The following is a 26,103-nucleotide window of genomic DNA, read 5'->3' as shown; positions in this document are numbered from 1 at the left end:
CCCCAACCGCCGATGTCATGAGACATCATGGGATATAATCCAATCAAATCCCTCAAGTTCAGATATTTCGACCTTACTCCCAACTCAAATAAATAAGTGGTAAGCTTCGCTTACCCCAAAACATATAAATTCTTATGTGTGAACAAAAAAATGAGGAAGCAAGAACCTTGCTTCCTCATTTTTTTTCTGTGTCCTTACCTTCTAAAAACCGAAATGGACTTTATAAACCAATTGCGCCGCAATGTCAGCTGATCTGAGAATCGTACCATGCTCTGAACTTATTAAGCTCGTATGTTCTTCTCCCCTTAAGGGTATGGCCAGAAATTGATGTTCACTCATATACATTTGCATATAATCTTGGTCTTCGGAAATGCGTATCTTCTCAAGTTTCATTTTTTTCGGAGATGCCACAGGGTCGAGTCCTGCCTGATCCTCAATGTGAACTTCAATCTGAGAGCCAAGCCACCGTGATAATTTTTCTTCCCATTTCATACATGTGCCTCCTTCTTTAAGCGGCAGCAGCCTGCATCTGCTTTTGGTGATACCTTCACCTGATACCCTTGAAGATGATTCCAGCAATCGTATTCAGAAGTCAAATCGGACTGGACGGACTCTTCGATATAACGAAGTACCTCAACTTCACTTTCCCAAATCGCCATCCCTTTGATTTCAGCAACAGCAATATCAAGCCCTTCTTCTTCTCTGAGATCTATATACCAAGTTCCTTTCCCAGCGAAAAGTTCATTCAATTGTCGTTCGATTATCGTAGAAAAGGGAGACTCCGTATGTTCGCGAATAAAGCATAAATCCAAAGTAAACTCACTCGGCATGGTTCATCTTCCCTCCTACTTAAAGCCTCTTTGTTTGGTAATATCGCTAAACATTCCCGAATAATAGACGACATCCCCGGCATCATTCTTAACTGCGCTTATCGTGAGCCATTCCAGATACACATCGCCATTCTTTTTACGATTCCAAATCTCACCTTGCCAGAAGCCCTGACCGAGAATTTTATCCCACATGGTATCGTAAAAAGCACGATCCTGTTGCCCTGATTTCAATACACTAGGCGTCAAACCCATTACTTCTTTGGCTTCATAACCTGTCAGCTCTGTGAAGGCAGCATTAACGGAACGAATCGTTCCCTTTGTATCGGTTACCATGATGCCTTCTACCGTATTTTCAATAATCTTAGCGGATAGACCTAATTTCTCCTGATAAAACATCCACACAATGAGAATCAAGCTGGCCAAAGCAACCTGTGATAAGGCCATAAATCCAATCGCATAATGACCTGTCAACTTGAATAAGAAGGTAAGCAGCAGCGGTGGGAAAAATCCACCTAAACCACCCATCGCTGAAATAATACCATTCGCAATACCAGCTTGCTTGGTGAAATACATAGGAACCAATTTAAAGATGGTACCATTACCCGTTCCAGCACACAGTGCAATGGTTAAACAACCTACTGTGTACCAAGTCATCGATGGTGCAAAAGAGAGTAGGATACCAGAAACCGTCAAGCCTGCAAAAACAAACATAAGAATTTTGAAAGGGTTAAATTTATCCCCTAGGTAGCCCCCAATAGGCCTCATAGCTGTCGCCAGCACGATAAAGCCACCCGTACGCATCCCCGCATCTACTTTGGACAGATGAAAGCTGGTGACCATAAAGTTCGGTAAATAAACCGTGAAAGCAACAAAAGAACCGAAAGTAAGAAAGTAGAATAAGCATAAGAACCATAGCTTGGAATTCCCGGAAACCCCTTTTACTTGTTCGACAAGGGATGTTTGTACAGGAGGCTCTTTGCGATCCCCGGCCAAAAAGTTCAATACCGCCATAACAATAAGTAAAATGCTGTACAGCATAACGGTTTTGTTCCAACCTATTTGATTCGCTATGACGGGTGCTCCAAAGGTGGAAAGTGCTGTTCCGAGATTACCGATCCCGTAAATCCCATTAACGAAACCGTGTCGTTCTTTGGGATAATATTTAGGCAAAGAGGTCACTCCCACGGAGAACACAGCGCCACCAATCCCCAGGAAAAATCCCCCAATAATCAGATCCCCGAAGGAATTAGCTTGACTAACCCAGTAAACAGGCGCAAGCAATAGAATAAAACTGATAGCAAATAGCTTTCTTGCCCCATATCGATTCGTCCAATACCCCACTGGCACCCGCATCACGGAACCGAACAAGATAGGAATAGCGGTTACCCACGTGAGTTGCGAAGGGGTTAACTTAATCGTCTCTTTAATAAATGGCATTAATGAAGATAGGATTACCCATACCATGAAACCTAGGACAAGACTGACGGTTTGAAGAGGCAATTGTACTTTTTTGATATTCATTTCACATCACGCTCCCGACGATAGATCCAAGCTGCAACAGGGAATAACAAACCGTTCAATAAAGCATAAACAATAACTGTACGGTAATGATCGAAATAGTAAGCATTCACTGCCTTTTGTGTACAAACGATGTTAAGAAACAAGACTATACATAAAAAAATAACACCGACGAAGCTACGCTTCATATCGTTTCACTCCCGTCGCATAAATCGCGCCTTGCTCCTTCTTCAAGAGAACCTCTGGCAGAGGTCTCTTTGGTGGCCCTGCTGTGGGCGACCCGGTTCTGGCATCGAAAATACCGTGGTGGCAAGGACACACCATCTCATCCTTCTCTTTACTCCAAAACACGGGACATTTGAGGTGCGTACACGCATTTTGATAAGCCTTGTACTCGTTCTCGCCAAGGCGAATTAGTAGAGCCGAATCGTGTTCGCCCGGATAAGCGAACTGGGCCGCATCTCCAACCTTCAAGGAGCTGATGTCCGTGATTTTCAGCTGGGGATAGGACTTTTTCGATAGTCCCGTCAGTTCTTTGGCAGCAAGAGCTCCCCAGGGCAACGTGGATACAGCGAACACTCCGGCTGCACCGACCAGCGTCTTCATAAAGCCGCGTCGATCCAATTTTCTTTCATCATTTTTTCTTATATTGTGGGTATAATTATCTTCTTTAAAAGGACTATGATTATTGCCTTGCTTGTTGTCCTGTTCCATACAGGCTCACCCCATCACAAGTAGATTAGAACAATTTTTGTTTCCCTTGCAGAATGCCTGGTAGGCTGATCTTCACATTCGTTTCACCCTCTAGCGGATCGAAAGGTTGATGACTTGCCGTCCATTTTCCCAGCTTATGTTGAGCTTTCTTCGCTGCTAGTTCTTCCTCTGTCACCCATTGAAGTGTATTCGTCGGGCAAACAGATGCACACATGGGAGGGATGTCCTCTTTGGTACGATCGTAGCAAAGATCACATTTATACATCAGATTCTGCTCTTCATCGAATTTAGGGATACCATAAGGGCATGCGATGGTGCAATTTTGACAGCCGATACATTTCTCAACTAATGCTGAAAGCACAGCACCTTCTTCGGTGATCTGAATGGCTTGGGCCGGACAGCTTCTCGCGCAGGCTGGATTCACACAGTGAAGACACATCAAAGGAATCGTTTGGCGGGTTACAAGCGGATTAACGTCGTATACATAATTGCGATTTCGTTCATCGTGGCCTCCGCATTGTGTACAAGCAGCCAAACAGCTTCGACAGCCGATGCAATTATCCATTTCAATATATAGATGTTGTTTCATCGGATGTTCATCCTCTCAGGTTGCTTTGCGATCTGTGCTGCGCAAGTCTTAAACTCCGGCATTTTGGACATGGGGTCCAGCGCCGCTATCGTAAGCAGATTAATCGACTGCTCGTGGCCGAAATGATAAGGAACGAAGACGGTATCTTTACGAATCGCTTCTATGATTTTCACTTTATAGAAGGCTTCTCCACGACGTGTATACAACCTGATGACTTCTTCATGTGTGATGTTATATCGCTCCGCTGTTTCCGGATGTACTTCGACGTAAGGCTCCGGACACATGTCACGCAGGAAAGGAATTCTTCTTGTTTGATTTCCGGATAAGTAATGATAGACAACCCGGCCTGTCGTAAGACGAAGCGGATATTGCTCGCAAGGCTCCTCGGCAGACGGTCTGTAAGGGAGCGCGCATAGCTTCGCTCTGCCGTCCGCATGGTAGAACTTGTGATCAAGGAACATATGCGGCGTACCCGGATCTGCTTCATCGCGGCAAGGCCAGAATACACCGTCCTGTTTGTCGATCTTCTCCCAAGTGGCTCCGTAATAGTCGGCATATCCGCCTTTGGAGGCAAGACGGAATTCGTCCGCTACATCCCTGGCTGTCTTTAGATGGCCGAAATACTGCCCTCTGCCTAGTCGCTCCGCGATCTCCACTTGAATCAGCCAGTCAGGTTTCGATTCGCCAACGGGCTCTTGCGCTTTATTAATCTTGATAATCCGTCCTTCCAGATTCGTCACTGTACCTTCATCTTCTGACCAGGTTACGGATGGCAGTACAACATCGGCAAACTCGGCCGATTCGGATAAGTACATATCTGAGCAGACCATGAAGTCCAGATTTTTTAAAGCAGCGCGGACGAAGTTTAGATTTGGCGCAGAAACAGCTGGATTTGAACAAAGCAGGTACAAGCCGCGAATTGTCTTATCTTGCATAAGCTCAAACATTTCATAAGCCGATACGCCGGGCTGTGGCATTTCTTCAGGTTTAATTCCCCACACGCTGCACACTTCTTCTACATGCTTCGGATTCGTTATTTTGCGGTACCCTGGAAGGGCATCGGCTTTTTGTCCGTGCTCTCTTCCGCCTTGACCATTTCCTTGCCCGGTAAAGGTGGCTACACCTGACTTTGGACGGCCGATCTTCCCAGTCACCAAGCACATATTCGTGTAGGCGGATACGTTATCAGATCCTTTAATTTGTTGTTCAATGCCGCGAGCGAACATAACGATGGCGTTAGGAGCTTTACCATAAATCTCAGCGGCCCGAATCAATTTCTCAGGAGAAACTCCCGTGATTCCGCTCGTATATTCAGGTGTGAATTCCTTCACAACCTCTTTCATTTCATCAAAGCCGTTGGTGTGATTGGCTACAAATTCAGCATCTACGTGCCCATTTTGAATCAGTAAATTGATCATGCAATTGGCAAGCGCCAAGTCCGTACCTGGACGTAAATCGAGATGAACATCCGCCCGCCTGGCGATAGGCGTTTCCCGGGGATCTGCTACAATCAAATAACCACCGCGGTTCTGCACTTCCCATATGCGGAACATCGAAGTAGGGTGACATTCGGCTGTATTGCTGCCGGCGATGAACAAGCAATCCGTCTCATGCAAATCGGTCCACGGTAATGTGGATCCTCTGTCAACGCCAAAGCTGCGAAGGAAACCTGCCGCTGCGCTTGACATACAGAATCGGCCATTGTAATCAATGTAACGAGTCTGCAGCGCGACTCGGGCGAACTTCCCTGTCAGATAACATTTCTCATTCGTCATCGATACACCGCTGAATACAGAAAGCGAGTCCTTGCCGTACTTACCTTGCATCTCTTGAAATCTTTGAACGATCAACGCGTAGGCCTCTTCCCAGCTGGCTTCGCGGAAGCCTTCCTTCGTCCCTTTGAGCGATGCATCGTCGCGGATTAACGGACGCAGCAGGCGATCATCGTGATTCGTTTGCTGATAGGCCGTCACACCTTTGGGACACATCTTGCCTAACGTTACCGGCCAATCATAGCGCGGCTCGACGCCGATAATTTTATTGGAAGAAGTATCCACCCGCAAATTCATCCCGCACTGCATGCCGCAGTAAGAGCAATGGGTTTTAACCAAATTTTCGTTCGGGTGGGTTTTATTCGCGATTGTCTTAAAGAATTTATCCTTTTGCATGTTGGTTGCTCTCCTTTACGCGAATCTGATGGGTCGGTATTCCTGTAAATCGAGACATTCTGTATTTCCGGCGGCATGGCAGGCAAAGTTCTGCCAAGTGGAAGCCTTCCTCTGTTTTGAATTCAATCTCATTCACTTTAAGCACAGCGATGACATCATTGGATTGCTCGACAGATACAAAGCCAGTTCCACAAACCTTACAGCTTTTCATCTCTTTCTCTGCGTAATGTTCTCTGTAATTTCGGGCAAAAACGCTCATTGGACGGAATGGGATGTGAGCCAATTTACCGAAAGGGATATAAATCAGTGTCACGATTACAGACCATTGATGGACTAATGTAACGATCGGATGACCGTATCCGTGAAGGACTATATTGCAGAAAGTGAGCAGCAGTCCTGTTAAGCTTACGAATAAAAGCATATATAGGGGAAGAAAGTCATAGATAAGTGTTTGTTCCGCGCGAGCTTGCATGGACTTGATTCTGCGATACAGGGCCATGCACACACCTCCGATAACCATGAAGGCCGTAATATTCAACGCATTGTAAAACAGGAATCCGAGAATACCATCTGCTTTAATCTTCATGAGATCGATCCCGAAGCCAACAACCGTGTAGTACCCGTTCTCTGCCATCGTGAAGTACATCCAACCGAACACGAGAGGAAACGTAACAAAAGCAGACAAGATACATCCCCAACCAAGGAGAACATGCTGTGTCCAGCGGTACCAACCGCGGTTCCAGATAAAACGGTGCGTAATCAAATGTTCAGTTGCTGTCTGTGGCGTGCTTTTTCTCAATAACAGCTTGATGCCTTTTTTCAAAATAATTTTGGTAGGCGGGCGTTCCCCCCAAGCAATAAAGCGATAAAAGAATCCGCAAATGAAAACCACCGTACCCACCATATATCCATATAAAGCTAAATCAATATGAGTAAAAAACCTCGAACCGACTCCCATAAGAATGAATAACCCACTAACAACTAAGAAGACACATTTGGCGAATTTTGACGCGAACGCTCGATCCATAATTATCATTGCCCCTTCACTTGTGAATCTTATATTTATATCTAATCATGAATCGGTCCTTCTGCACTGTGAGAAAAATCACTGTGAGCCCACTTGATCTCAAACACTTCTTTCGGATGTCACGAGTTGGACAAAAAAACGACCTTCCTTCAGATCTACTTAGATCTAAGGGAATGCCGCATCTTACGCTAGGCGCGATTAAACAAAATGTTGTTCTCCAAATGGATGTGTTGAAACATATCCGCTTCCAATTCCTCCAGCTTCAAGTAGGTGAGCTGAAACGTTGTGCAGGCATCCTCTGGCAGTTCGTAGTCTTTGGTGATTTCCCTGATTTGCTTAAGAAGATCACCCGAGCTCTCATGCTCATGTTCGAGTGTATCCAGAATTCTGAGCAGCCGCTCTCTTTTCAGTTCTGTAGGATCTTGCTCGAATGCAATGACAGCTGGGAATGCTTCTCTTTCTTCTTTCTCCATATGAAGTTCCATATCACTTTTCAATGCTTCAAACCATCGGTCGACTTGAAGGAGTTCAGGATGGTGAGGTCCATGGACGCGTGCCACTTTCTTTACATATTCACTTAAGTGCGGTAGTGCTGATTTCAAATAGCCATGGTGGACGCGAACAATATAATCGATTAATTCGCTTGAGCTTAATTCACTCCAATTCAAGCTGTCGGATTTAGTGGGTACTGCCGCTTCAACAAGGCTTTTAAATAAAACCTCTTCCTCGATCTCTTGGTCTCGAATCACTTGAAGAAGTGATTTATTGCCTCCGCAGCAGAAATCAATACGGTATTCCTTAAACACCTCTGCCGTCTTGGGATAACTCCTCACAATATCTCCTACACGATCGGTTAATTGAATGTTCATTCCCATATTAAATCCTCCTGTTCAATCTTAAGCTTTTGCATGAATGTTTTTAAGCATTTGGTTCGCAACCGGGAAAAACATCTCTTCCTCGGACAACAGATGCTCCGATAAGACAGAACAGGCCACACTAAGCAGCGAGATCGCCTTTTTCAGCTTTATGCTGTCGGCGCCTTTGCATTGCTCCGCATATGCAAGAAATGAGCGGACAAATCGTTCCGCTTGTTTATGATCCTCTTCCAGAACCCAGGTTGAGGTCAAAAAAGTAGGCTCCATCCCCTGATTCGCATACCCGGCAAGGAGGGGTAAAACTTCATCTTCCTCCCAGTGTTCGTGTGCCTCCAACTGCTGCATGAAGGTTTCCATTTGTTTACGAATCTCTTGAAGTAAACGCCTTGACTCTTCCGAGCCAAGCATGCCGACCATATGACTTGTCATTTCCTGGACATGGTCAAGCTCTTTTTTTAACGCGCCATGTTCGTTCTTTAATCGCTCCAGAATCTGTTGAAGACTAGAAGTCAGAGCGTCATCTAACGGCATCCCAAGATCAATAACCATACATGATTCCTCCTTTTATTGCTGTAATCATATTGTATACCTTTATTTCAGCTTTCTCTGTGAGGAGAATCACAACGCATGTTTCTATTTTGTGACTTTAATCACTGCGGCAAATTGAAGCTAGGTTTACATTTGAGGAAAAGAAATAGATTCCGTAATGGAGGTAATCGTCGTGGATAGAGAAGACAATGCGACTTCAAATACATTTATGTTAAACGCTAAGTTTCTGCTCATTTTGTTTGTGGTCATCGCCAATTGTATAGAGCCGCTGATTCAACAAAGTGCAGCTTTCCATTCCCTATATCTGGGTATCTACACCTTTCATATTCCCATGTTTGTCATGGTGACCGGATATTTCTCTAAAAATTTCCGTTTGGATGTCCCAGGAATCAAAAGTCTGCAGATGATTTTTTATCATTATCTGATCTTCCAAAGCCTCTACTCTCTGCTTGATTCGCTGGCCTTCCATGCGCCGGGTGTCCGTTATTCTTTTTTCATTCCGTATTCGTTATTATGGTTTTTATTCAGCCACTTTTGTTGGCGATTGCTCCTTCTGCTCTTTACAAAAATGCAGCATCCCCTTGTGGTCTCTGTCATTCTAGGAGTACTCGTCGGATACGCGCCTTTCACTGGAACGCTGCTCAGCTTTTCCAGGACGCTCGTCTTCTTTCCTTTCTTCTTGGCCGGATATTATTTCCACCTCGATATGATTCCTAAACAGTTCGTTCGCATGAACAAGTGGTTAAGCGTAATTGGTCTTCTGGGTGTCCTGTTTTTTCTCAACTCAACCCCACTTGATCCAAAATGGTTATATAGCAGTTTTACTTATAAGGAGCTAGGGGCCTTTCATTGGTATACGGGAGCATATCGTTTAGGCGTGTATGCGTTGGAAATTATCGCTTCCTTTTACTTCTTAAGCTTCGTTCCTCGCAAACAGTCTATCCTTACAGAATGGGGCAAATATACGGTATACGTGTTCTTACTGCATGCGTTTATTACGAAAACCGCGATTTCGATGGGACTATTCTCGTATATACACACTTTTACACAATTGACTCTCGTCCTACTGTTTGCGGTGGCAATTACCTGGCTGCTGTTACAAGATTGGGTACGCCGGTTCAGTCGGCCTCTTATCGAACCGGATCTATCTTTTTGGGAGCGATGGATATCCCGAAAACACAGCATCTAGGTCCTTTAAGCACACAACGAGACTACTAAGGATAGCGGTTTATCCAAGCTATTCAGACAAATAAGCAACCTCAGCTGCCTTACCAGCCAAATGAAATGCGTAAACGGCTCTTTCAAAATGCTTATAAGCAAACAAAAAAGAGGCATGGTCGAATAACCCATACCTTCTTCTGTCATGCAGTTGTAATAAGACCAATCGTGCCATCGTTTCGGCGATAAACAAGCTCAGTTTTATTCGAGTCTCTGTTAAATAACAAGTGGAAGTTATCTAATTTATCGGCGACAACATCGATTGATGCGTATTCATTTTGCTCATCTCCTATGAGAAAAAGGATTCCAAATCTGTCAGCACTTTCTCAGTTAAAGGAAAAATAAGTTGTTCTTCCATGGTAAAGTGGTCGTTTAATATTAAACATGCCTGCACGAGATTAGATGCCGCCTCCGTTAACCGCTTCTTCACGACGAGGGGTGTAACCTCAATAATAGCTTCTTGAAAGGATTGGATAAATGACATACCAAGTTGGTGATCTTTTTCCAATACCCAAAAAGAAGGCATGATAGAGGGCGTCGATTGACGATGAAAATAAGTTAACAGGAACGGAAACAATTCCTGCTCCTCCCATTCAGAATGTCGTTCCAGCTCCTCCACAAATTGATCGGTCTGGATTCTGAGATCTTGGACAAGCTCCATTCCCTTCACTGAATCATCCAATAGAATGACTTCCTTGGCACTCGTTTCAATCGTCCTGAGTTTTTCTCTCAATTCTTCATGCTCTACCTTTAATCGATCGGTAGCAAAAGCAAGCTCATCCGGGTTTGAAGAAGCAATCCCAGAATTATAGCTTGTGGAATGAATACCCATACAGAGTCCCTCCCAAGGTAATCTTTTCGTTCGCTATCTATCTTTAGTATAGCTGCACAAGCAGATTCTTGCTGTGCGATACATCACACTAACCGCCAATATGAGACATTTCAACCTTATGTGCGGGAGTCGTCTGTGCTAGTCTCGTTTCGGAATACCGATCCTGACGCTTTCCCCATACTTGAACAATCAATGATCTTAGATCTTCATCGCTCGCGCCGCCCCTGATCACACTTAGCAGGTCCGTCTTGTCTGAAGCAAACAAACACGTATACAAATGTCCTTCCGCAGACAGCCGGGCTCTTGTACAAGTACTGCAGAACGCTTGAGTCACAGATGAGATCAAACCGATCTCTTGCTGAGAACCCTGATAACGATAACGCGTTGCAACCTCGCCTGTATAATTCGATTCCACCCGTGCCAGCGGCATCTCTCTATGAATGATTTCGATAATCTCTTTGCTGGGAACGACATGTTTCAAATTCCATCCATTACTATTCCCAACGTCCATAAATTCAACAAATCTCAAAATGTGTCCGCGCTCCCGGAAGTATTTGGCCATTGGAACAATATCTTGGTCATTAACCCCCTTCTGCACAACCATATTCACCTTCACGGATAATCCTGCCGAAGCCGCGGCATCGATGCCTTCCAGCACGCCTTTTGCCGAAAATCCTCTCCCGTTCATGGCACCGAATCGCTCATCATCCAAACTATCCAGGCTCACGGTGATTCGCTCTAATCCAGAGTCTCTTAACTCCTTTGCCTTGTGTTTCAATAGTGAGCCATTGGTTGTAACAGCAATATCTTTGACGCCCGCTATTTGGCGAACCAGGGAAATGATTTTGCCAATATCTTTGTTTAAAAGAGGCTCTCCGCCTGTAATCCGTACTTTCTCTACGCCAAGAGATATAAATATCCGCGTTAACCTTTCTAATTCTTGAAGGCTAAGCAGCTTTTCTTGAGGAAGAAACTGATAATTGGGACCAAACACCTCTTCGGGCATACAATATCGGCAGCGGAAATTACAGCGATCCGTTACCGATATCCGTAAATCGCGAAGCGGTCTTTGAAGCGCATCTATTATTGGTGGAACTATCTTATTGAGGTTTTCCATATTTCTCCTCTCTCAGTACATAGTAAATTCGTAGGGAAGAGGGATAACCTCTACCTGCTGGCCGGCAGCAATTCCTTTAGAACCCGATGGTATCCTGATGATGCAATTAGCATCTTGTATGGATATAAGCATACTCGAGTTATTTTTTTCTAAAACACCTACCTTTACTTGTTCATCTGAATACATCATGCGTCCTCTTATATATCGATCGTGCGGACACCCTTTATCATAATCCTTCGTTATAATCGCTTGAATGGGATGCTTACATGGGCTTTCTATTCCTTGCATGGCAAGCAGCACAGGCCGTACAAGCAGTTCAAAACTCACGAAGCAGGCGCCGGGATTGCCAGAAAGACCGAATACGAGCTTATTATTGATGACGGCTGCTGAAGTAGGACTCCCAGGTCTCATTGCGATTTTATTGAAGAGCAGTGTCGTATCGTTCTCGCTCGTTGTAGTAAAGAAATCCGCCATTACGTCATAATCTCCAACTGAGACTCCTCCGCTAACAATAAGCATATCACATTTTTCCAAGGCATGATTAATCGTTCGGTTGACTTCATCTATATCATCGGGGGCAGTTCCAACCTTGACAGCCAACCCGCCGTATTGTTCAATTTGTGCCGCAATCATGTAGGCATTACTATTACGAATTCTCCCTGGCTGAAGCGGCTCCCCCACAGAGATCAATTCACTTCCAGTCGTTAATACGCCGACGACGGGTCGACGGAAAACAGGAACTTCTTCATACCCCATGGAGGCGAGCAGTGCAATTTGACCTGGACCTATTCGGGTACCTGCGCCCATTAACAGCTGACCTGTCGTTATTTCATCCCCGACCTTGGCAATGTTTTGTCCATGGGCGACCTTATGCTTAATACGGATAGAAACTTGTCCTTCCTCCTGATATTCCTCTGTCTGCTCGAACATGATGACAGCATCCGCACCGTCCGGAACAGCCGAGCCCGTCATGATACGAATCGCTGTACCAGGAACCACATGTTTATTCGAAATGTATCCGGCAGGCACTTCATCAATCACTCTTAGACATGCAGGATGCTGTGGAGTAGCGAATAAGGCTTCTTCACTCCTAACCGCATACCCGTCTAACCCGGAGCGACGAAAATGAGGCATACATTCCTTCGAGAACAGAGGTTCCGAAATTCTTCTATGTAAACAAGAATCAATCGACGTATATTCGTTCTCCAGCTGCTGGACATGCTGCATAATCATGTTCTGGGCTTGCTCAACTTTGACGGCCTTGCGAGCAAACCTCTTGCTCCGGTTTATCATCATCTCAATAGTCTCCTTTCCTGCAACGCTTATTAGTTGAATCATAATTCTTTATGGTAAATGTAGAAGTGATATTAATCACACAAGCATATATGTAAAAAGGGAGATAACATGGAATTAGACCAGAGTTACGCAAATTGGATGGGCGATTTCAGTGCCATTGAGTTGTTTTGGAAGGGTTACAGTGTAGAGGTTTACAATGTTGTAATTTCTGCAACAATTTGCCCGTCTAAAGGCTATATTCCAATTTGGAGTTGACTTTCGTACAACAATTCGAGCTCATTTGTTGCAAAATCGCCTGTATCGGGCAGAATTGTTGTACATAATACAACAAAGAAGGGTGAGAGGCGGGTTCTAGGCAACAATTGTTGCACTTTTTACAACAACATGTATCAAAGAATTTGGATCCAATCATCCAGGAGTTGTTTAGCGAACATATGTGCTGATTGATTCCGATTTTAGACATTGCCAAGATGAACTTGAATGAATGAATGAATGAATGAATGAATGAATCGACAGTCTCCAAACTGCAACTTCAAGTTGTAAAATAGCCTTTGGGCGCGTGAATTCTATAAAATCAAATTTTGGAGTCAGGTCTACCAGTGGTGCGGAGGCATGATGAATGAATCCGATGTACAAACAACTTGATTATCTAATCCCTCATTTCTCCTAACAATTAGAAAACAACACAGGTATCTACGTTCAGAACTATGCGAATGTATGTGAAATATATCACATACATTCGCATAAGCATGATATATAATGAAATCATAAAACAGAGAAGGAGTGGTTACTATGACAACCCTGCATATTGAGAATTTAGAAGCATTACGTGATGATTTCTGCTGTGAGTATGGACAGTTATTTGCTGAAAGAGTTGGTGGGTTACGAGAGCAGGATGCACAAATCACACAAAAGCAATTCGAACCGCCCACTGAAGAAATGAATGCGATGAAGTATCTGCAACAAGCCGGCCTTCAGGAGGAGTACCTGTTATGACTTTCTCTGCAAAAGAATATAACCAGTAGTGCTGGATTCCCATCTGGCGCTACTGGTTTTTATTTTTCTCATAAACAGAAACAAAACCACCCAAGCAAGTTAATGCTAAAGTGGATTTGTTTGCCGTTCGATTTTCCCCATCTCAATGAGATTCCTCGCTCTAGCAACTTCCTGATCTGTTGGTGTAGGACATTGTTCGAGCGGGTACTCCTTCCCCATTTGCTGCCACTTATAGACGCCCATTCTGTGATAGGGCAGCAGCTCCAATTTACTAACATTGGGCAATGAACCGATGAACTTGCCGAGTTCGAGTAAATCCTTATAGTCATCCGTCCATCCAGGTACAAGCACATGACGAATCCAGACAGGTTTATCAATCTCTTTCAGATGTTCGGCAAAGCGAAGGATACGATCATTCGGCTGTGCCGTAAGCGCGATGTGCTTATCCGGATTGATCTGCTTCAAATCGAGCAGTACTAAATCCGTCACATCCAAAAGCTCCTGCGCATGACTCGGCTCACAAAATCCGTTTGTATCTAGCACAGTATGCAGGCCCCAGCGCCTTTTGCATTCGGCAAACAAACGAGCTAGGAAGGGAGCCTGCAAAGTTGGCTCCCCGCCCGTTACAGTAACTCCCCCGCCTGAACGACGATAGTATTCGAGGTAAGGTTCAATCTCATTAAGAATCTCCTCTACATCCATCTGTTTGCCCGTATTCATTTCCCATGAATCCGGATTATGGCAGTACTTACATTGCAGAGCACAGCCCTGCATGAAAAGAACAAAGCGGATACCCGGACCGTCAACGGTGCCAAAGGAGTCGAAGGAATGTATGCGTCCTTTCATCGGTCTGCTCCCCTCTCTATATTACATCGTACCGTGAAAAGTACGATGTATCACATCAAGCTGCTGTTCCTTGGTCAGCTTGATGAAGTTCACTGCATAGCCGGAAACACGAATCGTCAATTGTGGATATTGCTCCGGATGCTCCATGGCATCCAACAGCTTTGCACGGTCAAAAACATTAATATTCAGATGATGACCGTAATTGGCCATATAGCCATCGAGCATGGAAACAAGATTCGAGATGCGTGACTCCTCTTCTCTGCCAAGTGCCTTCGGTACAATCGAGAACGTGTTGGATATGCCGTCGAGGCAATGCTCATAGGGAAGCTTTGCAACAGATGCCAATGAGGCCAATGCACCTTTACGATCACGTCCATGCATGGGATTGGCGCCTGGCGCGAAGGGTTCTCCAGCTTTACGGCCATCTGGGGTACTTCCTGTCTTTTTCCCATACACGACATTTGATGTAATCGTCAGAACGGACATCGTTGGCACTGCGCCACGATACGTCTTATGCTTCCTAATTTTATTCATGAACGTTTCCGTCAATTGAATGGCAATGGCATCGACACGCTCATCATTATTGCCATACTTCGGATACTCGCCTTCAATTTCAAAATCGACCGCAATCCCGCTTTCATTGCGGATCGGGCGGACCTTCGCATACTTAATCGCGCTAAGTGAGTCAGCCACTACGGATAATCCCGCGATACCCGTTGCCATGGTGCGTACAATTTCACGGTCGTGAAGAGCCATTTCTATCCGCTCATAGCAGTATTTGTCGTGCATATAATGAATTACGTTAAGTGTGTTCACATACAGCTTCGCGAGCCACTCCATGATGGTATCGAATTTCTCCACGACTTCTTCATAGTTCAAAATATCAGAAGTCAAAGGAGCTAACCGGGGTCCTACTTGTATCCCAAGCTTCTCATCCACACCACCGTTAATTGCATAGAGCAGAGCTTTGGCCAGATTGGCGCGTGCGCCGAAGAATTGCATCTGCTTGCCGATACGCATTGCGGAAACACAGCAAGCAATACCGTAATCATCCCCATAATAAGGCCGCATCAGGTCATCATTCTCATATTGAATCGAACTGGTCTCGACCGATACTTTGGCACAGTAAGCTTTGAAGCCATCCGGCAGCCTGGTCGACCATAGCACGGTCAGGTTTGGTTCTGGTGCAGGCCCTAGATTGTATAAGGTATGCAGAAAGCGGAAGGAATTTTTCGTCACTCGCGCTCTGCCGTCCAATCCCATGCCGCCAATTGATTCTGTTACCCAAGTAGGGTCTCCACTGAAAAGCTCATTGTAGTCGGGGGTACGTAAAAATTTGACGATGCGAAGCTTCATAACAAAATGGTCAACAAGCTCCTGCGCTTCTACTTCCGTCAATGTTTCATTAGATAGATCTCTTTCGAAATAGATATCTAGAAAGCTCGATACGCGCCCAAGGCTCATCGCCGCTCCGTTCTGCTCTTTGATGGCTGCCAAATAAGCGAAGTATAACCATTGAACCGCTTCAATAGCATTCACTGCCGGCTTCGCAATATCGTAACCGTAATTTTTGGCCATCTGTTTTAATTCACCCAAACTGCGAATTTGCTCGGAGAGTTCTTCGCGCAGCCGGATGACATCCTCTGTGATGGCGTCTACTTCCATTTGCAGAAGATCTTTCTTCTTTTCTTCGATCAACCGGTCCACGCCATACAGAGAGACACGTCTGTAATCACCAATAATGCGACCACGGCCGTAAGCATCAGGAAGCCCCGTAATGATTGCAGCCTTACGAGCTGTTTTCATCTCCGAGGTGTACGCATCGAACACACCTTGGTTATGCGTTTTGCGAATATCTGTAAACACTTGTATAATTTCTTCCGGCAGCTTAAAGCCATAGGCCTCGCAGGCATCGATGACCATGCGAATGCCACCGAAAGGCTGTACAGAACGCTTAAGTGGAGCATCGGTTTGCAAACCGACAATTTTCTCTTTGCTCTGTTCGATATAACCTGGCGCATGAGATGTAATTGTGGACACCGTCTGGACATCGATATCCAATACACCACCATTTTCTCTCTCCTTGCGCGTAAGCATACTGATAAGAAACCACAGATCATCTGTTGCTTCTGTAGGACCTGCCAAGAAGGAATGATCTCCTTCGTAAACCGTCATATTTTTATCGATAAAATCTTTCACATCAATGGCTGTTTCCCATTTGCCTTTCACAAACCCATCCCAACAACGACCTGTTTTTAATTCATCTTCACGTATTGCCATGATGGTGCCTCCTTAAATTACCCGATTAAAACTTTCCGTAAAAAGCATTGCGATAAACGTCAGCGAGCTCTGTCACAAGCGGCATCCGAGGATTCGCCGTTGTACATTGATCTTCAAACGCTCGATCCGCCAAGTAATCTACACGCGTCTCGAATTGTTCCGCATTGAATCCCAAATCCTGAAATTTCTCAGGAATACCCAGGATTTTATTCAGCTTACGGATAGCCTCGATAAGACTGTTTACTCCCTCTTCCGTTGTCTTTGCAGGAAGCCCCAGCATACGTGCGATTTCTGCATAGCGTTGATCGGCTATGAAGTGATCGTATTTCGGGAACGAAGTGAATTTCGTCGGTTTTTGGGCATTATAGCGAATCACATGCGGCATCAAAATCGCGTTGGTGCGTCCATGTGCTGTGTGGTATTCTCCGCCCCATTTATGCGCCAAGCTGTGATTAATGCCAAGGAAGGCATTTGCAAAGGCCATACCTGCGATCGTTGAAGCATTATGCATTTTCTCACGTGCAATAGGATCTGCTGTGGCAAACGATTTCTCTAGATTTTGGAATACCAATTGGATGGCTTTCATCGCTAAACCATCGGAATAATCATTCGCCATAACGGACACATACGCTTCAATGGCATGGGTTAGGACATCCATTCCCGTATCGGCTACCGCAGTCTTCGGCAAGCTGTACACATAATCAGGATCAATGATGGCAACGTCCGGTGTAAGCTCATAATCAGCCAGTGGATACTTGGTATTGCCCTTCTCTTTATCTGTAATCACGGCGAAAGACGTCACTTCCGAGCCAGTCCCAGAAGTCGTAGGAATCGCTACGAATTTCGCTTTGCGCCCTAGACGCGGATATTTGTAAACCCGTTTGCGAATATCCATGAATTTTTGCTTTAAGGCATCAAAGCTCGTATCCGGGTATTCATAGAACAACCACATGGCTTTAGCCGCATCCATTGGCGACCCGCCGCCCAAAGCAATAATGCAATCCGGCTGGAAGCTTGCCATCTGTGCCCGGCCGCGTTCCACCGTTTCAACAGATGGATCAGGCTCCACATCCGAGAACACTTCGATATAGACAGGCAGCTGTCGTTTACGGAGATAATATTCCACACGTTCTACGTAACCAAGCTTTACCATCATCGGATCCGTGACAATCATTACTCGTGTAATGTCAGGCATTTTTTCTAAATATTGTGTAGCGCCTTTCTCAAAATAAATCTTTGGCGGAATTTTAAACCACTGCATATTGACGGTGCGGTAAGCAACACGCTTCACATTAATGAGATTCACTGCGCTTACGTTAGAGGTTGTGGAGTTATGTCCGTATGAACCACAGCCAAGTGTCAAGGATGGCAAGTTTGTATTATAAATGTCGCCAATAGCGCCGTGAGTGGAAGGTGAATTGACAATAATACGTCCTGTTTGAAGTTTACCTGCGAACGCCTGGATGACCTCCGCATTCTGAGAATGAATGACGGAGGAATGTCCCATACCGCCAAATTTGACAACTTCCACAGCCCGATCAATGCCTTGCTCAGCATTCTTCACTTTATAACAAGCGAGCACAGGGCTAAGTTTTTCAGCCGATAATGGAAATGCCTCACCAACGCCGGCTAATTCCGCGACTAGTATTTTCGTAGTCCCAGGTACCTTAATACCAGCCATCTCAGCGATTCTCGCAGCAGGTTGACCTACAATTACCGCGTTAACCGCACACTTCTCAGCGTTAATCACCAATTTAGAAACGGCTTCCGTTTCCTCTTTATTTAAGAAGTAACAACCCTGTTCAGTCATCAACTTTCTTGTTTCCGCGTATACCGAATCTTCAATAATAACCGCTTGTTCAGAGGCGCAAATCATCCCATTATCAAACGTCTTCGATAAGATCAAGTCATTTACAGCTTGCTGCAAATTCGCTGTTTTCTCAATGAAACAAGGCACATTGCCGGGTCCAACGCCCAAAGCTGGCTTTCCGGTACTGTAAGCTGCCTTTACCATGGAAGATCCTCCCGTTGCCAGAACAAGCGCTACGTCTGGATGATTCATCAGCAGTTGGGTAGCTTCCACAGATGGATGTTTTACCCATTGAATGCAATGCTCTGGTGCGCCTGCTTTAACTGCTGCCTCCAGTAATGTCGCCGCAGCCGCACTGCTGGATTGTTGTGCAGATGGATGGAAGGCGAATATGATGGGGTTGCGGGTTTTTGCCGCGATTAATGATTTGAACATCGTCGTCGAAGTCGGATTGGTGACTGGCGTCACTCCAGCGATAATGCCCACTGGCTCGGCCACCATTCGGTAGTTCTCATACGAGTTTTCCTCAATCACTCCAACTGTCTTGTTATTTTTAATGCTGTGGTAGATATATTCAGTAGCAAATAAATTTTTGGTGATTTTATCTTCATACACACCCCGACCGGTTTCTTCCACAGCAAGCTTGGCGAGAACCATGTGCCTATCGATGCCGGCTAATGCCATTTGCTGAATAATTTGGTCAACCTGCACTTGATCTAGCTTCAGAAATTGCTGCTGAGCTGCCTTCGCTCTGGCTACCAGCTGGCCCACTTCGTCTTGAGCAGAAATCTGTTCAATCATCTTCGCTTCTTTTGTTGTCATGGTTCATTCACTCCTTTATTTTCTATCCATGTGAAGCCTTTATCTTGTTGTTCTACCTTTAGAGTAAACTTATTCAAGAGCCCCAACTATGACAAAAATCACAAGATGAAGGTTTAGAATGATTAATTCCTTGAACAATTTGTGAATATTTTCACATTATAATTTACAAGTAAGGCGGCAGTTCTATTTCCATAAAACTTGCCGCCTTGCTGCTCTGCCGACCCAAACGCACATAGCCGACAATGCTTAACGTTTTTCCCGCATTTTATTTAGTGTGAGCCAAGAACTTTCTGTTTTCTACGGATCCATATCACAAATCCAAACACGATGACACACGTCATGGATACCCAAGAACTATATAAAAAAACTTGTCTCATCCCGTAAGCCGAGCTCATAATTCCACCCAAGAAGCTGCCGATGATACGGGCGGCTCCAAGGCTGAGCAAGCCGTTGAGTGTTTGACCGCTAGCCTTCCATTCTGAAGGCACTTCACGGTTAATAAACGTGGCAAGCGTAACAGAAAGCACGATGAAAATAAGTCCGTGCAGCAGCTGCACCGGTAATATCCAATATGGATTCCCTATTAAGGTAAACAAGAACCACCGGATTGAGGATGCAAGCGCGGCCACAATCAGGATTGCTGATATTGGGACGCGTTTGAAAATCCAGCCGGAAAACAGAAGAAACGGCAGCTCACTAAGTGAAGAAATCACCATCGACCAGCCTAGCAGCAAACTATCTCCTCCCATCTCCTTGAAGTAGAGGGGGAAGAATGCGTAATAGTAACCCAAGGTGATTTGAACAACAAAGTTGATACCCAAATAAAACATCAGCTTACCGTTACGGAATAGCTCACGGAAACGTTTGCCAGTGACGTTAGTCTGACGTCCGGCAGCTGGCGGAAATCGCCAGAGTAACAACAACGCGGCAGCCATGGTTCCCGCGTAGACCGGGAACATCGAGCCAATGTGCGACTTGGCTGCGATGCCGAAAGCAAGAGACATAACAGCGAAGCCCACTGTACCTCCCAGGCGAATCAAACCAAAACTCCAAGTGGGACGCCGGTCCAACTCTTCCAACGTAATCGCATCGCTGATTGCAAATATAGACGTCTGAAAAAACGTAAACACACAAATTAGCACAAGCAGGTAAATGAAATGATGTGAGAGCGGGAAGAACAAAATGGAAACACCGCTACCAATCAATAAGAAGCGAAGCACGCTATTCTTCGTCTTGGCTCGGTCACCCATTGCCCCCCAAACCGGTTGGCCAAACATCGCAACCAAGGGCCCTAGGCTAAGAAGCATCCCGATTTGCTCTTGAGAAAATTTAGCGCTATGCAGGTAAACCGGCATAAATGTGCCATAAACAGCATTTCCCATGTAAATGACTACGTAAAACAACAAAAAAGCGTTCATCTTCGTTGTCAGCCCCTTCTTTCCTTTTAGAATAATACGACATTTAAGAAGCAATCTCTTCCATTTCACGAACGAGAAGTCGGCAGTACTAACTGTACGACAGTGTAGTATGCGGTTCAAGAACTTTTTTTGTAATTCTGGCGCCGCTAGCATGGCCATAGTCTTACTCCCATCGAGGCTTCCCGCGTCGTTCGATATAGCGTCTCAGAGGAAGGAGTCTATCATTTTTTTGTCGAATTTTATAGGTACTATTAACTACTTCAGGAGAACATATGAAAAAGCAATTGAATAGCCCTAATATAGATCATAAGCCAAGAAATACCACTGAAGCTTTCATTGCCTTACAAAATGAAAATGATTACCTCAAAAAAACCATTCTCGATATCGCGCAAGGTATTGAAAGTGAAGTCGCAGAAAGTTTTTTTATTCACTTGGTACAATATCTAGCTCGCGCTTTAAAATGCTCCTATGCTTTCATTGCTGAAGTTGATCATCATTGTGTAAAAACAATCGCCATGTATAAGCAAGGAGAAATGATAGAGCAATTTGAGTATAATTTGGAACATACACCTTGTGAAAATGTTGTAAATGAAAAGCGTCTGTGTTGTTATCAAGAGTTTGTGCAGAATTTATTTCCTTTGGACTCGGATTTAACCAGATTTGATATTCAAAGCTATCTGGGTATTCCTCTTTTACATGTCGATGGTAGTGTAATTGGCATACTTGTTGTGATGAATGATCAACCGATTCATGACAGGACTCTTGCAGAAACAATACTGAAAATTTTCTCGTTTAGGGCATCTGCTGAGCTAATTCGATTGTTGGAAGAGAAAAAATTAAAAATAAGCGAGCAGAATTTACTAACTTTAATTCATACTATGCCTGACATCGTTGTTTTTAAAGATGGTAAAGGCAGATGGGTCGAAGCAAACAATACGGTTCTCCAACTTTTTGAGTTAGAACAAGATACATACAAAGGTAAAACGAACAGCGATTTCCAAAAAACCAATGAATTTCACAGAGAGATGTTCATTACATGTGAAGAAACGGATCAAGAAGCTTGGGAGGCACGTAAACCGATCATTTTCGAGGAAGAAATTAAGCGTTCAAATGGTGCAAGTTTGATGGTTGAATATACCAAAGTACCCATTTTTGATCATAAGGGAAGCCGACAATGGCTTATCGTTATTGGCCGCGACATTACGGATCGGAAATTAGTACAAGATAACTTACTAGGTCAAAATGATATTTTGGAAATGATCGCAAAAGGAAAATCCATTGGTGATATTTTGCATAGAATTATAGAATTAGTCGAACAACAAAGCGGCGCTATTTGTTCGATTCTTTTATTGGAAAACGAACAGTTGAAACATTGTGCAGCTCCAAACCTCCCTGAATCCTATGTTCGTGCGATAGATGGCGTGGAAATAGGACCAGCAGTAGGTTCTTGTGGCACAGCCGCTTTCTACAATACCAAAATCATAGTTTCAGACATCGGGAATGACCCTTTATGGAATGACTATCGCGAGCTTGCATTAGTCCACGGACTAAGAGCTTGTTGGTCCGTACCGATTACGGATAAAAATAATCAGGTACTTGGAACATTTGCCATGTACTACAAAGCTCCGCATTCTCCCCAAACCTATGAGCTTAAATTGATTGAACGAGCGGCATACCTTGTAAGTTTGGTGATTGAAAGAGATAAAGCGGAAGCAACCATTCGTCACTTGGCTTTTCATGATTCTTTAACAAAACTTCCGAATCGAAAATCGTTTCAACATATGCTTGAACAAGCCATTGTTGATGCCAAACAGAACGATCAAATCGTTTCCGTGCTTTATCTCGATTTAGACCGCTTTAAAATGATTAACGATTCCATGGGGCACTCCTTGGGAGATGTTTTACTGCAGAATGTTTCTGATCGTTTGAAAACCATAATTATGGATAGAGGCGTTGTCTCACGTCAAGGCGGAGACGAATTTACAATATTGTTACCCGACACATCCAAAGAGGAAACGGAAGTTATAGCTAAATCAATTATGGTTGCTTTAACTATACCCTTTCATATTCAAGATCAAGATTTATATATCTCAACTAGTATCGGAATCAGTATGTTTCCTTTGGATGGGAGCACTTTCGAAACATTAATCAAACATGCAGATATCGCGATGTATCAAGCGAAGAAGCAGGGGGAAAATTTACACCAGTTTTATGTAAAAGAGAATGAGTATCCCGCCTCTGAACATGTAGAACTCTACAGAAATCTAAGAAAAGCATTAGACAACAATGAATTTGTTCTTGTTTATCAACCGCAATATGATATAGAAACGAAAGAATTCATTGGTATAGAAGCATTAATTCGGTGGAATCATCCCGAGAAGGGAATCATCTCTCCATTGCAATTTATTCCATTTGCCGAAGAAGTTGGACTCATTGTCCCAATCGGGAAATGGGTCTTGCATGAGGCCTGCAAACAATGGCGTTTATGGATGGATCATAACTATCTTGGACGTACATTAAAAATGTCCGTCAATCTATCCTCGAGGCAGATGTATGAACCGGACTTAATTGAATTGATTTCCAAGATTTTGAATGAAACAGGCATGGATCCTCATTTCTTGGAAATTGAAGTTACGGAAAGCATCACGATGAATCTTGACCGTGCAACGATGCTGCTTTCCAAACTGAAAGGCATTGGAGTAAGCATTTCCATTGATGATTTTGGTACGGGGTTTAGTTCATTGGCGTATTTGAAGAACTTCCCCATCGACCGCATTAAAATAGATCGAACATTTATTAAAGACCTATCTAATGATATCAGCGATCAAAACATAGTGAAGACCATCATCGCCTTGGGTATCAATTTAAATCTAAAAGTAATCGCTGAAGGCGTCGAGTCTGAGGAGCAGCTTAATCTTTTAAGAAACTATGGTTGTCATGAAGCACAGGGATATTTTCTGGGACTTCCGATGTCTGCGGGTAACATAGCTAAGATTATTTATACGGAATAGTTTCTTTCAGTTAATTTAGAAGTGGGGCTGTCTCCAAAATGATAATACATTAGATGGGCAGCTTCTTCATGGATACATGCATCCATCTACCAATGGTAGGCTTCCACTAAAGGGAACGTAGAGACGCTATTTACATGAAATATGCTCTAATTCAAGCAAACGAGGAACGTAGAGACGCTATTCCGTTGTTTTAGCTTCAGTTTGCTCAAATTTCATCAAATAACGGCCTCTCGTCCGCTAATTCAATTTTTAGCTCATTTCATCCACTTTAGCGGCTTGTCGTTCCGCTAAGATCAACTCTGTGCCAAAAGGACCTCCCCCTATTGGCGGAAGTCCACATGGATACGTGTAACCATCTTTAAGGCAGATACCCCTCAAGTTCTATAACCCTTTTGGGACAACCACACTTCCTTTACGCTTCATTAAGAGTTCTCTATCCATTATTAAAGGCTCAAAAATGAATGCCAAATGAATATAACAAACCAAATAACAAATAGACAATCCGTCACTAAAAAAGTTGTATTAACAGAAATGCTTTTCTTATGGTTATTTCTACAACTCAAATGATCTTGCTTACATGTATCAATTGCTTCATTATCCAATAACCGTACTTTCAATTTGTTTAGATGATTGGATGCAGAAAGTAAAGCAGAGATTGAAACAACCGGCCATAAGAATAAAGCTATCAACAATACGGCTAATGCATTCATTAAGTACTCATTTGGTAAAACAATCTTCCATTTAATGATCAGCATGGCTACAAGATTAAAAGCAAGAATACCTAGGCCCAAATAACCTATTATTATTCCTTTTTTCTTATTTCTCATATCAATCTCCATATCGTTGCTTTCCCGCAATTTGGCTATCAGATTAAAGCGTGCTGCCTTAATCCTGATTTCTCAAAGCACTCTTGAACCGCCTGTCTCAAAATACCGCAGCCCTGCTCAAGCTCCTCCATTGATATAGTTAACGGGGGCATCAGCTTGATGACAGCGTCTTGACGACCCACCCTTTCCAAAATGAGTCCCAACTCATAACAGCGGCTGGCAATTTCTTTGGAAATGTTCTCATATTTGCTTGCGGACACATCAACGCCCCAGAGCAAACCCATCCCCCGGATCTGGATATCCTCGCTTAATGGAGCGATTTCCTCCTGCAAAAACCGACTGACAAAATGAGCTTTCTGGTGAATCTCAGCTTCTAAGTTATATAACTCCCTGTACTCCAGTGCTGCAGTTGCACCTACAAACGCCAGTTGGTTGCCGCGGAAGGTCCCCGTATGCTCCCCAGGGTTCCAGACATCCAATTCCGGCTTTAACAAGGTAATGGCCATCGGGAGACCATAGCCGCTGATCGATTTGGACAACACAACAAGATCTGGAACGATTCCCGCCCGTTCAAAGGAGAAAAATGGACCTGTTCGGCCGCAGCCAACCTGAATTTCATCGCAAATGAGCAAAATGTCATGACGGGTACACAGATCGCGAAGACGCTGCATCCACTCGATTGGCGCTTCATTCAGGCCTCCCTCGGCTTGCACGGTTTCAAAGATGATGGCGGCCGGCTTGTCGATACCGGAATGGTCATCCGTCAGCACCTCATCTATATATTTGATCGTGTCAAATGTACGCATGTAACCGCATGGAAAAGGCATAAAAGAAACATTGTGTAAATCCGTACCCGCCGCTAATCTGTGGTACAGGTTGCTGGTTACCGATAAGCTGCCAAGGGACATACCGTGAAAAGCCCCCATAAAGGAGAAAATTCCCGAGCGTCCTTTGACTTTGCGAGCCAGCTTTAACGCCGCTTCCACAGCATTCGTTCCGGTCGGCCCGCAAAATTGAACTTTATAATCAAGCTCTCTCGGCTTCAAAATGAGCTCTGAAAATGTATGCAGAAACGTCTCTTTCGCCGAAGTAAACATATCGAGGCCATGGGATATGCCGTCCGATTCCAAATATTCGACCAGCTTACTTTTGATGTAATCATTATTGTGACCGTAATTCAAAGCGCCCGCTCCCGCAAAAAAGTCGATAAACGTTCTACCGGACTCGGCGTACAGTGTAGAACCTTTCGCTTTCGTGAACACATCGGGAAAAGACCTGCAGTAAGAACGTACATTCGATTCCATTTTTTCAAAAATAGACATGAATTCCACTCCTCTTATCTTTCGATTGATTTCATGAA

At 44.2% G+C, this 26,103-nt stretch carries 22 protein-coding genes; 3 read left to right on the top strand and 19 right to left on the bottom strand.

The window, feature by feature from the left end:
- Positions 1–201: 201 nt before the first annotated feature.
- The 10 genes from GC102_RS26575 to GC102_RS26530 all read right to left on the bottom strand — a co-directional run bounded on the left by GC102_RS26575 (position 202) and on the right by GC102_RS26530 (position 8,270).
- Entirely contained in the window at positions 202–492 is a 291-nt protein-coding gene (locus GC102_RS26575) for a hypothetical protein (RefSeq protein ID WP_171692210.1), read from the bottom strand.
- A complete protein-coding gene (locus GC102_RS26570) occupies positions 489–830 on the bottom strand; it encodes a hypothetical protein (RefSeq protein WP_171692209.1) in 342 nt (113 codons plus the stop codon). Before GC102_RS26570 ends, GC102_RS26575 begins: the two co-directional genes overlap by 4 nt.
- Positions 831–845: 15 nt before the next feature.
- A complete protein-coding gene (locus GC102_RS26565) occupies positions 846–2,351 on the bottom strand; it encodes an MFS transporter (protein WP_171692208.1) in 1,506 nt (501 codons plus the stop codon).
- Positions 2,348–2,536 carry a hypothetical protein gene (locus GC102_RS26560; RefSeq protein ID WP_171692207.1) on the bottom strand — a complete coding sequence of 63 codons (189 nt, stop codon included), beginning with the start codon at positions 2,534–2,536 and terminating at the stop codon, positions 2,348–2,350. The genes GC102_RS26565 and GC102_RS26560 overlap by 4 nt, the downstream gene beginning before the upstream one ends.
- Complete coding sequence (locus GC102_RS26555; RefSeq protein WP_171692206.1) at positions 2,526–3,062, bottom strand: Rieske 2Fe-2S domain-containing protein; 537 nt, start codon at positions 3,060–3,062, stop codon at positions 2,526–2,528. The genes GC102_RS26560 and GC102_RS26555 overlap by 11 nt, the downstream gene beginning before the upstream one ends.
- A gap of 25 nt (positions 3,063–3,087) precedes the next feature.
- A complete protein-coding gene (locus GC102_RS26550; protein ID WP_171692205.1) occupies positions 3,088–3,651 on the bottom strand; it encodes a 4Fe-4S dicluster domain-containing protein in 564 nt (187 codons plus the stop codon).
- Complete coding sequence (locus GC102_RS26545; protein ID WP_171692204.1) at positions 3,648–5,819, bottom strand: molybdopterin oxidoreductase family protein; 2,172 nt, start codon at positions 5,817–5,819, stop codon at positions 3,648–3,650. The genes GC102_RS26550 and GC102_RS26545 overlap by 4 nt, the downstream gene beginning before the upstream one ends.
- Complete coding sequence (locus tag GC102_RS26540) at positions 5,806–6,846, bottom strand: hypothetical protein (protein ID WP_171692203.1); 1,041 nt, start codon at positions 6,844–6,846, stop codon at positions 5,806–5,808. Before GC102_RS26540 ends, GC102_RS26545 begins: the two co-directional genes overlap by 14 nt.
- A 188-nt stretch (positions 6,847–7,034) precedes the next feature.
- Positions 7,035–7,721 carry an iron-sulfur cluster repair di-iron protein gene (gene ric / locus GC102_RS26535; RefSeq protein WP_171692202.1) on the bottom strand — a complete coding sequence of 229 codons (687 nt, stop codon included), beginning with the start codon at positions 7,719–7,721 and terminating at the stop codon, positions 7,035–7,037.
- A 21-nt stretch (positions 7,722–7,742) separates the two neighbouring features.
- Entirely contained in the window at positions 7,743–8,270 is a 528-nt protein-coding gene (locus GC102_RS26530; protein ID WP_171692201.1) for a hemerythrin domain-containing protein, read from the bottom strand.
- A gap of 172 nt (positions 8,271–8,442) precedes the next feature.
- Between GC102_RS26530 and GC102_RS26525 the strand changes: the two genes are divergently transcribed.
- A complete protein-coding gene (locus GC102_RS26525) occupies positions 8,443–9,459 on the top strand; it encodes an acyltransferase family protein (RefSeq protein ID WP_171692200.1) in 1,017 nt (338 codons plus the stop codon).
- Between the two features lie 318 nt (positions 9,460–9,777).
- Here GC102_RS26525 and GC102_RS26520 read toward each other — a convergent pair whose 3' ends face one another.
- From GC102_RS26520 to GC102_RS26510, 3 genes are all read right to left on the bottom strand, one after another.
- Positions 9,778–10,320 carry a hemerythrin domain-containing protein gene (locus GC102_RS26520; RefSeq protein ID WP_171692199.1) on the bottom strand — a complete coding sequence of 181 codons (543 nt, stop codon included), beginning with the start codon at positions 10,318–10,320 and terminating at the stop codon, positions 9,778–9,780.
- A gap of 88 nt (positions 10,321–10,408) precedes the next feature.
- Positions 10,409–11,437 (bottom strand): GTP 3',8-cyclase MoaA, encoded by a 1,029-nt coding sequence (gene moaA, locus GC102_RS26515; RefSeq protein ID WP_171692198.1) that lies wholly within the window; start codon positions 11,435–11,437, stop codon positions 10,409–10,411.
- 12 nt (positions 11,438–11,449) lie between these two features.
- Complete coding sequence (locus tag GC102_RS26510; protein WP_171692197.1) at positions 11,450–12,733, bottom strand: molybdopterin molybdotransferase MoeA; 1,284 nt, start codon at positions 12,731–12,733, stop codon at positions 11,450–11,452.
- A 792-nt stretch (positions 12,734–13,525) separates the two neighbouring features.
- Between GC102_RS26510 and GC102_RS26505 the strand changes: the two genes are divergently transcribed.
- On the top strand, positions 13,526–13,729 hold the full coding sequence (locus GC102_RS26505; RefSeq protein ID WP_171692196.1) for a hypothetical protein: 204 nt from the start codon (positions 13,526–13,528) through the stop codon (positions 13,727–13,729).
- Positions 13,730–13,834: 105 nt separating this feature from the next.
- Here GC102_RS26505 and pflA read toward each other — a convergent pair whose 3' ends face one another.
- The 4 genes from pflA to GC102_RS26485 form a co-directional block, all read right to left on the bottom strand.
- A complete protein-coding gene (gene pflA / locus GC102_RS26500; protein ID WP_171692195.1) occupies positions 13,835–14,575 on the bottom strand; it encodes a pyruvate formate-lyase-activating protein in 741 nt (246 codons plus the stop codon).
- A 21-nt stretch (positions 14,576–14,596) separates the two neighbouring features.
- Positions 14,597–16,855, bottom strand: a complete 2,259-nt coding sequence (gene pflB, locus GC102_RS26495; RefSeq protein WP_171692194.1) for a formate C-acetyltransferase — start codon at positions 16,853–16,855, stop codon at positions 14,597–14,599.
- Between the two features lie 25 nt (positions 16,856–16,880).
- Positions 16,881–19,487, bottom strand: coding sequence for a bifunctional acetaldehyde-CoA/alcohol dehydrogenase (gene adhE / locus GC102_RS26490; RefSeq protein ID WP_171692193.1), 2,607 nt, complete (start codon positions 19,485–19,487; stop codon positions 16,881–16,883).
- A 269-nt stretch (positions 19,488–19,756) separates the two neighbouring features.
- Positions 19,757–21,064 (bottom strand): MFS transporter, encoded by a 1,308-nt coding sequence (locus tag GC102_RS26485; RefSeq protein WP_246321137.1) that lies wholly within the window; start codon positions 21,062–21,064, stop codon positions 19,757–19,759.
- Positions 21,065–21,177: 113 nt separating this feature from the next.
- On the opposite strand from GC102_RS26485, the gene GC102_RS26480 reads away from it, so the two are divergent.
- Entirely contained in the window at positions 21,178–23,916 is a 2,739-nt protein-coding gene (locus GC102_RS26480; RefSeq protein ID WP_171692192.1) for an EAL domain-containing protein, read from the top strand.
- A 443-nt stretch (positions 23,917–24,359) separates the two neighbouring features.
- Here the strand turns inward: GC102_RS26480 and GC102_RS26475 are convergent, their stop codons facing one another.
- Both GC102_RS26475 and ectB read right to left on the bottom strand, forming a co-directional pair.
- Positions 24,360–24,743 carry a hypothetical protein gene (locus tag GC102_RS26475; protein WP_171692191.1) on the bottom strand — a complete coding sequence of 128 codons (384 nt, stop codon included), beginning with the start codon at positions 24,741–24,743 and terminating at the stop codon, positions 24,360–24,362.
- 38 nt (positions 24,744–24,781) lie between these two features.
- Complete coding sequence (ectB, locus tag GC102_RS26470; RefSeq protein WP_171692190.1) at positions 24,782–26,065, bottom strand: diaminobutyrate--2-oxoglutarate transaminase; 1,284 nt, start codon at positions 26,063–26,065, stop codon at positions 24,782–24,784.
- Between the last annotated feature and the right edge of the window lie 38 nt (positions 26,066–26,103).

This window comes from Paenibacillus germinis, assembly GCF_013141785.1.
Lineage (GTDB): Bacteria > Bacillota > Bacilli > Paenibacillales > NBRC-103111 > Paenibacillus_E > Paenibacillus_E phytorum.
The sequence above is the reverse complement of the archived record's forward strand: the minus strand, read 5'-3'. Positions and strand labels throughout refer to the sequence as shown.

Coding starts and splice junctions, on each gene's coding strand:
- pflA (WP_171692195.1), bottom strand. CDS start 14,575: ATGAAAGGACGCATACATTCCTTCGACTCCTTTGGCACCGTTGACGGT.
- GC102_RS26550 (WP_171692205.1), bottom strand. CDS start 3,651: ATGAAACAACATCTATATATTGAAATGGATAATTGCATCGGCTGTCGA.
- GC102_RS26475 (WP_171692191.1), bottom strand. CDS start 24,743: ATGAGAAATAAGAAAAAAGGAATAATAATAGGTTATTTGGGCCTAGGT.
- adhE (WP_171692193.1), bottom strand. CDS start 19,487: ATGACAACAAAAGAAGCGAAGATGATTGAACAGATTTCTGCTCAAGAC.
- GC102_RS26505 (WP_171692196.1), top strand. CDS start 13,526: ATGACAACCCTGCATATTGAGAATTTAGAAGCATTACGTGATGATTTC.
- ectB (WP_171692190.1), bottom strand. CDS start 26,065: ATGTCTATTTTTGAAAAAATGGAATCGAATGTACGTTCTTACTGCAGG.
- GC102_RS26480 (WP_171692192.1), top strand. CDS start 21,178: ATGAAAAAGCAATTGAATAGCCCTAATATAGATCATAAGCCAAGAAAT.
- pflB (WP_171692194.1), bottom strand. CDS start 16,855: ATGGCAATACGTGAAGATGAATTAAAAACAGGTCGTTGTTGGGATGGG.
- GC102_RS26555 (WP_171692206.1), bottom strand. CDS start 3,062: ATGGAACAGGACAACAAGCAAGGCAATAATCATAGTCCTTTTAAAGAA.
- GC102_RS26575 (WP_171692210.1), bottom strand. CDS start 492: ATGAAATGGGAAGAAAAATTATCACGGTGGCTTGGCTCTCAGATTGAA.
- GC102_RS26510 (WP_171692197.1), bottom strand. CDS start 12,733: ATGATGATAAACCGGAGCAAGAGGTTTGCTCGCAAGGCCGTCAAAGTT.
- GC102_RS26540 (WP_171692203.1), bottom strand. CDS start 6,846: ATGGATCGAGCGTTCGCGTCAAAATTCGCCAAATGTGTCTTCTTAGTT.
- GC102_RS26520 (WP_171692199.1), bottom strand. CDS start 10,320: ATGGGTATTCATTCCACAAGCTATAATTCTGGGATTGCTTCTTCAAAC.
- GC102_RS26570 (WP_171692209.1), bottom strand. CDS start 830: ATGCCGAGTGAGTTTACTTTGGATTTATGCTTTATTCGCGAACATACG.
- GC102_RS26530 (WP_171692201.1), bottom strand. CDS start 8,270: ATGGTTATTGATCTTGGGATGCCGTTAGATGACGCTCTGACTTCTAGT.
- GC102_RS26485 (WP_246321137.1), bottom strand. CDS start 21,064: ATGGCCATGCTAGCGGCGCCAGAATTACAAAAAAAGTTCTTGAACCGC.
- GC102_RS26560 (WP_171692207.1), bottom strand. CDS start 2,536: ATGAAGCGTAGCTTCGTCGGTGTTATTTTTTTATGTATAGTCTTGTTT.
- GC102_RS26545 (WP_171692204.1), bottom strand. CDS start 5,819: ATGCAAAAGGATAAATTCTTTAAGACAATCGCGAATAAAACCCACCCG.
- ric (WP_171692202.1), bottom strand. CDS start 7,721: ATGGGAATGAACATTCAATTAACCGATCGTGTAGGAGATATTGTGAGG.
- moaA (WP_171692198.1), bottom strand. CDS start 11,437: ATGGAAAACCTCAATAAGATAGTTCCACCAATAATAGATGCGCTTCAA.
- GC102_RS26565 (WP_171692208.1), bottom strand. CDS start 2,351: ATGAATATCAAAAAAGTACAATTGCCTCTTCAAACCGTCAGTCTTGTC.